This window comes from Microbispora sp. CL1-1, assembly GCF_012034195.1.
Lineage (GTDB): Bacteria > Actinomycetota > Actinomycetes > Streptosporangiales > Streptosporangiaceae > Microbispora.
This window is the reverse complement of the sequence record NZ_JAATEK010000014.1, coordinates 1-6,314: the sequence shown is the minus strand read 5'-3', so window position 1 is coordinate 6,314 and position 6,314 is coordinate 1. Positions and strand designations below refer to the sequence as shown.

The following is a 6,314-nucleotide window of genomic DNA, read 5'->3' as shown; positions in this document are numbered from 1 at the left end:
GTCACGACAACGGCGCGTCCAGGCACACGTCGGTTTCGGGCACGGGGTAGTGGAACCAGCCGCGTTCCGCCGCCTGTGCCCCGGCCTGGAACCGGCTGCGGGCGCCCAGCCGGTTCATCAGGTCGGCCGTGATCCGGCGGCACGTCCTGATGGAGATCCCGAGTTTGCGCGCGACCACCTCGTCGGTGTGCCCCTCGTACAGGAACCTCAGCAGTTCGCGCTCCTGGCCGGTGAGGCCGTGGCGGTCGCGCGCCCGGGGCGCGCCGAAGTCCCGGCCGCGTTCCCACAGCAGGTCGAACAGCGTGCGCATCGCCACGACGATGCCCGCGCCGCGGACCAGGACCGCGCCCAGCGCGGTGCGCTCCGAGTCGACCGGGACCATCGCCACCTCCCGGTCCACGATGATCATCCGGATGGGCAGCACCGGAACGGTGCGCACCCGGGCGCCGAGCCGGATGAGCCGGTGAGCGTACCCCGACGTGGCCGGATCCCGATCGATCGTGTCGAGGCAGAGGGTGCGCACGTCCACTCCGCGTTCCAGCATCTGCGTGTCCGCCGACCGGCTCGCCGTCATGCCCTCGGCGGACTGCGCGCCGATCGGCATCAGGGACAGGAACTCGTGGCGCGCGTCACGCGCCAGTTGCACCGACCGCTCACGGACCGCGTCGATGTCCGCGAGGCGTTCGAGGACGTCGCCGGACGCGTGCCGCGTGATCGCATACTCGGCCGCCAGCACGGCGATCGCCGCCCGGCTCTCCGCGATCTGGTTCTGCTGCCGGACCAGCTCGGCCTCTTGGTGTTTGACGAGGGCTTCCAAGGCGATTTCCGGGCTCACCGGGCACAACGCCCCCGGGCTATCCCGCGACGGCCGCAACAGCGAGAGCCGTCGCAGACAGTCCAGCGCGGCCCGGACGTCATCCTCGTCCAGGTCCAGCCGCAGCGCCAGGTCGGCGACCGTGCTGTCGGGCTCGGCCAGGATGGTGAGGTAAACCGATTCGCTGGTCGCGTCCAAACCGAAACCCTGCAACACGCTATTACGGCAATGCCTGCGAATCCACATGCCATTTCCCTCGTACACCGCCGGCAGATCGCTGTACCGCGTCACATGGCAGTTATCCGGCACAGAAGGCCGCGGCAGCCTGCCGGACACCCGTCATATTAAGGCTGGCCCGCCGACCCGTCTCCGCGGCTCCGGTTGCCATCTGCTTTGGCAACCGGAGCATGTCGGCGGACTTGTGGACCGGTCCCACACCACGTCGCCGCACCCTTACGGAGCGTGGACGCGCGGGCGGCGGCGCCACTTTCACGACGCAGGCCAAAGCAGGCGGCTGACAACAACCTGCCAGGACATTTCTTGCCACTCAGCGGCCACTGACATTCCGCGGACAATTCTGTAAACATTGTGGGAGCGCTCCCACAACCCCTCCGATCGTTTCACAACCGTGCCCGAAATCCGGTTAGCAAGCACCGCGACAAGAGTGCGAGGCCATTGAGTGACAGAAATGAGTGCGCTGTCAGGGTGGTATCCGGCACCCGAAAACACGACCGCTGCGGCGCCGAATCGATGTCGGTCGGCGGGTCCGCTCATCGGACGGGAGGCACAACACCGGGAGATCGAAGCGGCCGTTTCCCGCTTGTCGGAGGGCCGCTCCGCTCTCGTCGAAATCAGCGGAGATCCCGGAATCGGCAAGACCGCGGTGCTCGCCGAGGTGACCCGCATCGCACAGGCGGCGGGAGCCGCCGTGTTCACCGGACGGCCGCACCCGGCCGACGGCGATCTGGCGTTCGGAGCGATCGTCGACGCTCTGGACGGTCCGCTCTCCGCCACCATGCGGAGCGTACGGCCAGAGGGGCTGACGACGGTCCACGGGGACGTGCTGGCGGCTGTCTTTCCCTCCCTTGCCGCGGGCGGCTGCGCGCCGCCGGAGGCCGCCGCGCCCCGCCGCGCCGGCCACGCCGTACGCATGCTCCTGGAGACTCTCGCCGCGTCGCGGCCGATCGCCCTCGTCCTCGACGATCTGCATCACGCCGACGCGGGCACCATCGACGTGGTGTCGCGGCTGCTGTCCACGCCGCCGCGCGCCCCTGTGCTCCTGGCCTTCGCGCACCGGCCCCGGCAGGCGTCCCCGCGGCTGCGCGCCGCCGCGGACACGGCGCGGGAGCTCACCCGTCTGCACCTGGAACCGCTGGCGGAGAGCGACGCCCTCGCGCTGATCGACGAGGACCTGCCCGTGCGATGGCGCAGGGATCTGTACCGCGCGAGCGAGGGCAATCCGGGTTATCTCGCGGCCCTGACCGATCTGCTGGACGGCGGCCCGCCCGGCATCGACGAGGCCGACATCGCCCCGGTGCCGCCGTGGTTCGCCTCGGGCGTGACCGCCGAGGTCGCCCGCCTGTCGGACACGAGCAGGCTGGTCGTCGCCGCGTGTTCGGTGCTCGGCGATCCTCTCACCGTGCCGTTGGTGGCCGCGGTCGCCGAGCTCGACGAGGACGACGCCTATCCTGCCATCGACGAGATCGCCTCCCACGACCTCATCCGTCTCGTGGCGGGCACCGGACGTTTCGGGTTCCGGCACCCACTGGTGCGCCGCGCCGTCTACCACGGCGTGAGCCCCGGCTGGCGGCTCGCCGCGCACGCACGGGTGGCCCGCCTGCTGACCGGCGGCCGGACGCCCGCCGTCGCCACCGGGATGCCCGCCGAGATGCCCGCCGGGATGCCCGTCGAGAGGGCGGTCGAGAGGGCGGTCGAGAGGGCGGTCGAGAGGGCGCCGCACGTCACGCGAATCGCCACCTCGCGCGACCGCACGGCGGTCGCGCTGCTCGCCGTGGCCGCCGACGAGATCGAGGCGACATGTCCCCGGCGGGCGGCCCAATGGCGGCGGGCGGCCCTCGACCTGCTTCCCGGCGATGACGACGATCATCCCGACGGCCGCGTCGGCCTGCTGCTCGCGCTCGGCAGAGCCTGCGTGTCGGCGGGGCAGCCGGAACCGGCGTCCGACGCCTTGGGCGAGGCCCTGCGGTCGCTCCCGCCCGGCGTCTCCGGCCTGCGCACCACGGTGGTCGCGGAGCGTGCCCATCTTCTGCACGCTGTGGGCCGATCCGGCGAAGCGCGCATCCTCGTACGCGCCGAGCTCGCGCACACCCGGCACGAGGCCGATCGCGCGATCCTGTCGTACGAGCAGGCGTGGCTCGAAACGGCGAGCGGAGACCCCGCCGTGGCGTGCGACGACGCCGCACGCGCCTGCCGCATGGCCGATCGGCTCGGCCTTCGCCTGCTGGGCTGCGCGGCCCGGGGGACGCTCGCCGTCGCGGCCGTGCTCTCGGCGACGCCGTCGGCGGGAGGACTCGGCGAACTCCCCCGGGCCGCCGCGGTCCTCGGCGCCCTCACCGACGACGAGCTCGCCGCGCGGCCCGACGCGCCGCTCTGGATCGGCTGGGCCGCGCTTCTCCTCGAACGCCCCCACGACGCGATTCGGCATCTCGATCGTGCCGTGGCCGTCAGCCGGTCGACGGGCCGGTGGGCCGTCGAATGCCAGGCGCTGGTGGCGCGTGTCATGGCGCTGTGCGCCGGCGACCGGCTCGCGGCGGCCCAGGAGAGCGCCGACGAGGCCGCGCAGGCGGCCTGGCTGTCGGGGAGCACCGCCCTCCGCTCCTACGCGCAGGCGGCGCGCTGCCTGGTCGCGGCCCGCGTGGGCGACCTCGACACCCTGCGACGCCGCCTGGCGGCGTCCGGCCCGCCGGTCGTGCGAGGCTGGCCCGGGGCACTGGCCACCGAGATGGTCGCGGAGGCGAGGCTGGCCGCGGGCGATCCCGACGGCTGCCGGAGTCTGCTCGATATCGCCGGCGACGACCGCGCGGCGGGTCCGACGGTGCGGCGATACGAACTGCTCGCCCGCGCGGCGCTCGACGCCGGGCGGCCCGACGTGGCCTCCCGATGGGCCACCGCGGCCGAGGCTCTCGCCGCGCGGTTCGACTCCCCCGTGCCCGCGGCCGTCGCGCTGCTCGCCCGGGCACAGGTCCTCGCCGCCACCGATGCGGCGGCCGAGGCGGTGGCCGGGGCGAAGGCCGCGTTCCAAGCCGCCGCGACGCTGGACGCCGCCGGGCTGGCGTGGGACGCGGCGCGGGCCAGAGGCGTCGCGGAGGCGGCGAACAGGTGCGGCCGGGAACAGCCTGTGCTCACCGGTCCGGCCGCACGACCGACGAGCGCCACAGACATGACCGCAGCGGTGACCGAGCACGTCGTCACGGAGTCGCTGATGCCCTCCGGCCCGCCCGGCGGCCTGCCCGGCGCCGCCCTCCTCACCGAACGCGAACGGCAGATCGCCCGGCTGGTCAGCGAAGGGCTGAAGAACCGGGAGATCGCCGATCGGCTCTACGTCACCCAGAAGACCGTGGAGATGCACCTGTCGCGGATCTTCGCCAAGCTCGGCGTGTCCAATCGTGTCGGGGTCGCCCGCGCGCTCTACGCGACGTCCGTGAAATCGTGACCGCGCCGCTGGGCCTTGATTGTTTACCGAGAACGGGGCACCGCGAGGGCAGGTGATCCGGTCCGGGTGGGAAAAGCCTCCTCATGATGCGCAACCTGGTGAACGGCGCCGTCGGCGGCGCGCTTGCGACGGCGGTGTACAGCGCGATGCTGATGGCGGCGGACAGGGCCGGCCTGCTGGAGGAGCCGCCGCCGCGGCGGTTCGCACGGCTGTCCCTTTCCGGGCGGGACAAGCCCAGGAGGGGCGAGAACGTGCTGGGCACGATCGCGCACTTCGCGTTCGGCTCCTCCTGTGGTTCTGTGCTCGGCCTGCTGTCGGCCGGGCAGCGGGTGCCCGTCCCGATCGGCACGGCGTACGGGTTGCTGGTGTGGTATTTCGGCTATCAGGGCATGGCGCCGAGCATCGGCGCGTACCCGCCGGTCCCGAAGGACCGCCCCGGACGCCAGGCCGCGCTGCTGGCGGGACACCTGCTGTGGGGCACCGCGCTCGCCTTCGCGCTCAACCGGCTGCGCACCGACAAGGGGCAGATGGCGGCCGAGCTCGCGCCCGGCATGCGCGAGCAGGTCCGGCGCGTCATGCCCACCCCCGAGCCGGCCGCCGCACGCTGATTCCGGCCGCTCGTCCGGTTACCAGAAGCCGACTTCGGGATACCTCGCCGACGGCCCGTCCGGCAGGGCCGCCGCCCGCCCTTCAGGTGGATGCAGGCGGTGACGTGCAGTCCGATGTGCCGTGACCTGCGGCGTTCCCAGCTTCACGGGGTGCCGGCCCTGATCCCGGTTGAGGGATGGGCCCGCGTCCGATCCGGGATCTCCCGGATGTCTCCGATGCCCCCAGGCCGACACGGTTTACGGGTGTCCAACGATCGGAGTCACGCCCATGACGCACGCCATCCTCGACCTGGTCCACCAGGTGATGTCATCGCCCTGGCTGTACGTGGCGCTGTTCGCCCTGGCGCTGCTCGACGGGTTCTTCCCGGTCGTTCCGGCCGAGACCTCGGTGATCACCGCCGCGGTGTTCGCCGCGTCGGGCGAGACCAACCTGGCCCTGGTCATCGTTGTCGCGGCTCTCGGTGCGTGCGCGGGTGACCACGTCTCCTATCTGATCGGCAGCAGGTCGGCGGGCAGGCTGCGGAACACGAAGCCGTTCGTCTGGGCGCGCGACACGCTGGCCGAGCGGGGCGGTCTCGTCCTGGTCGTGGCCAGGTACATCCCCGGCGGGCGCACCGCGACCACGCTCACCATGGGCGCCGTACGGCATCCGCTGCGCTCGTTCACGTTCTTCGACGCGATCGCGGCGGGCTCGTGGGCGGTGTACTCCGGGCTGATCGGCTTCTTCGGCGGGATGGCGTTCGAGAACGACCCGATCAAGGGCCTGCTCCTCGGCCTCGGCATCGTGCTGTCGATCACCGCGGTCGCCGAGCTGGTGAGATGGCTCAGGAAGCGGCGCGCCGCCCGGCGTCTGCCCGCGCCGTCCCCGGAACGCGCTCAGACGGCGGCGCGCAGGTAGGCGAGCACGGCGAGCACCCGGCGGTGGTCGTCGGCGTGGTGGATCACGGGCGCCGTGTCGGTCGCGGGCGGCCTGGCCATGGCGGTGGCGGCCGAGGCGGTGGCGGCCGAGGCGGTGGCGGCCGAGGCGGCGGCGGCCGAGGCGGCGGCGGCCGAGGCGGTGGCGGCCGAGGCGGCGCTCGTCACCGCGATCGGCACCGGGCTCGGTCTCGTCGTGGCCGTTCCCGCGCTGCTCGGAATGCGCGCCGGGCTGGCGCAGAAGGCGGGCGCGGCAGTTCCCCTGGTCGTCCCCTGGCCGGCGATCGCGGCCGTGGTCGCCGCC

General features: G+C 72.9%; 5 protein-coding genes. 4 read left to right on the top strand and 1 reads right to left on the bottom strand.

The features are described 5' to 3' along the window. Position 1: 1 nt before the first annotated feature. Positions 2-1,150: a LuxR family transcriptional regulator gene (locus tag HCK04_RS44245; protein WP_205830423.1), complete on the bottom strand. Its 1,149-nt coding sequence runs from the start codon at positions 1,148-1,150 to the stop codon at positions 2-4. Between the two features lie 352 nt (positions 1,151-1,502). Between HCK04_RS44245 and HCK04_RS18265 the strand changes: the two genes are divergently transcribed. The 4 genes from HCK04_RS18265 to HCK04_RS18250 form a co-directional block, all read left to right on the top strand. After that, positions 1,503-4,487, top strand: a complete 2,985-nt coding sequence (locus HCK04_RS18265; protein WP_142648558.1) for a LuxR family transcriptional regulator — start codon at positions 1,503-1,505, stop codon at positions 4,485-4,487. A gap of 83 nt (positions 4,488-4,570) precedes the next feature. Then, on the top strand, positions 4,571-5,095 hold the full coding sequence (locus tag HCK04_RS18260; RefSeq protein WP_185948991.1) for a DUF6789 family protein: 525 nt from the start codon (positions 4,571-4,573) through the stop codon (positions 5,093-5,095). A 268-nt stretch (positions 5,096-5,363) separates the two neighbouring features. Continuing rightward, the gene (locus HCK04_RS18255) at positions 5,364-5,993 is read left to right on the top strand and encodes a DedA family protein (RefSeq protein WP_142648557.1); all 630 of its coding nucleotides are present in this window, start codon (positions 5,364-5,366) and stop codon (positions 5,991-5,993) included. A gap of 54 nt (positions 5,994-6,047) precedes the next feature. Further along, positions 6,048-6,314, top strand: a 267-nt coding sequence (locus HCK04_RS18250) for a hypothetical protein (protein ID WP_205830422.1), incomplete at its 3' end; no start/stop codon positions are given.

Coding starts and splice junctions, on each gene's coding strand:
- HCK04_RS18265 (WP_142648558.1), top strand. CDS start 1,503: ATGAGTGCGCTGTCAGGGTGGTATCCGGCACCCGAAAACACGACCGCT.
- HCK04_RS18260 (WP_185948991.1), top strand. CDS start 4,571: ATGATGCGCAACCTGGTGAACGGCGCCGTCGGCGGCGCGCTTGCGACG.
- HCK04_RS18255 (WP_142648557.1), top strand. CDS start 5,364: ATGACGCACGCCATCCTCGACCTGGTCCACCAGGTGATGTCATCGCCC.